The organism is Cedecea sp. (assembly GCF_036500665.1).
Taxonomy (GTDB): Bacteria; Pseudomonadota; Gammaproteobacteria; order Enterobacterales; family Enterobacteriaceae; genus Cedecea.
This window is the reverse complement of sequence record NZ_DASYBS010000191.1, coordinates 1-1,793: the sequence shown is the minus strand read 5'-3', so window position 1 is coordinate 1,793 and position 1,793 is coordinate 1. Positions and strand designations below refer to the sequence as shown.

Here is a 1,793-nt window from a genome sequence, read left to right as displayed (position 1 = left end):
GGTATTACCCGGGCATGGACATTCCGGCATTACCAGGGAACCGGCACGGTAGGTGTGATGGTTGCCACCAGTGACCCGCAACATCCTGCGCCTGGCGATGATCTTATTCAGCAGGTGCGCAACCATATTTTGCCTGTCGCGCCGGTGGCCGGTGCCGGATTGTTTGTCTTTGCCGCTACCGAAAAAATTATTCCAGTGACGATCGCACTGGCAAAAGATACGCCGGAAATCAGGGCTGCCGTAGCGGCCGAGCTGAATGCTCTCATGCTGCGTGACGGGGCGCCGGGGGGCAAAATTTATCATTCCCATATTGGCGAGGCGATAAGCCTCGCGACGGGCGAAGTGGCTCATCAAATCGTCGCGCCGGCCATAGATATTGTGCCGGGAAGAACAGAATTACCGGTGCTGGGTGAAATCACCTGGGCACCTTATACGGAGGCAACGGCATAGTATGGCGCTGAATGATGAGTATACGGAACTGCTTTATCACCTCTTACCGCGGGGGCCCGCGTGGGAGGGGGATAATCCTCTTCTTGATGGTCTTGCCCCGTCGCTGACCCGGGTTCATCAGCGCGGTAGTGACCTGATGCGGGAAATTGACCCCGCGCAAACCACTGAACTGATTAACCGGTACGAGAAGCTTTACGGCCTCCCTGATCCCTGTGCACCGCCGGGCGTGCAAACACTGCAGCAGCGGCAGCAGCGGCTTGACGCCAGAGCCAACGTGATCGGCGGTATTAATGAACAGTTTTATCGTAACCAGCTCGACGCCCTGGGTTATGAAACAGCGACGATTGACCAGTTTCAGAACCTTGATGCCAGCCCGGACCCGGAGTGGGGCGACAAATACCGCTTCTACTGGCAGGTGAATATCCCGGCAGACGCAAACGTGACCTGGCAAACCTGCATCAGCGCCTGTAACTCGGCAATCCGCACCTGGGGCGACACGGTAGCCGAATGCGTTATCGACAAGCTTTGTCCCTCTCACACAGTAGTAGTTTTTGCTTATCCGAAAGGAACGAAAGATGCACAGAATTGACACCCCAACAGCACAACCTGATAAATTTGGTGCGGGTAAAAATGGGTTTACCAGCGGTGACCCTTCCACCGGACGCCGGGCCACAGATCTGAACAGCGAAATGTGGGATGCTCTTCAGGAGGAAATTTGTCATGTGATTGAATCCTCCGGGCTGGTGCTGAACAAAGAGCAGCATGATCAGCTCTACCAGGCTATTCAGACATTAGTCGATTCAAAAATTCCTGACGCGCTAATCAGAAACAGAAATCTTTCTGACCTGGTTGATAAGGCCGTCGCCCGTTCTAACCTGGGACTGGGAAAGGCGGCCGTAAAGGATGTCCAGACCGCTAAAGGGGATGCGACGGAGGGGCGTGTGTTAGTCAACGGCCATGCCACTGCAGCGAATGTCGGTGCTGTTCCGGTTGCGGGTGGTGAAGTGGCCTGGCTCGATAATGCGGATCACTATTCAACAAAAGAGGGGGCGTGGCCCGGTGGCGGTGCCTTTCAGGGCCAGCTTGCTGACCGGCGTGCCCTGTTTTATTCGGCCGGTTACAGCGCCAGCGGGAACGTGTATCTGCCCATGAGTAAAGCGACCGTGCAGACGGCGGGTACAGGGTATCAGGCCGCCATCAGCTACGGGGTGCTGGTCTCCGGAAAAAATGATTTCCCCTCTGGCTGTATTCATATTCTCGATGACCAGGGGCGCGACCATATCTGGATGTTTAACCCCAACGATAACGCCTTTACCGCGAACGGGTCCATTCGCGCAGGTGCC

General features: G+C 55.9%; 2 protein-coding genes and 1 pseudogene. All 3 read left to right on the top strand.

The window, feature by feature from the left end; genetic code table 11:
* Positions 1 to 450: baseplate J/gp47 family protein (locus tag VGM55_RS27290; protein WP_331637321.1), on the top strand; the 450-nt coding region annotated here is incomplete at its 5' end.
* A 1-nt stretch (position 451) separates the two neighbouring features.
* The gene (locus VGM55_RS27285; protein WP_331637320.1) at positions 452 to 1,039 is read left to right on the top strand and encodes a YmfQ family protein; all 588 of its coding nucleotides are present in this window, start codon (positions 452 to 454) and stop codon (positions 1,037 to 1,039) included.
* Positions 1,026 to 1,793, top strand: a pseudogene (locus VGM55_RS27280) (hypothetical protein); the annotation flags it as partial. The gene VGM55_RS27285 and the pseudogene VGM55_RS27280, both read left to right, overlap by 14 nt.

Coding starts and splice junctions, on each gene's coding strand:
- VGM55_RS27285 (WP_331637320.1), top strand. CDS start 452: ATGGCGCTGAATGATGAGTATACGGAACTGCTTTATCACCTCTTACCG.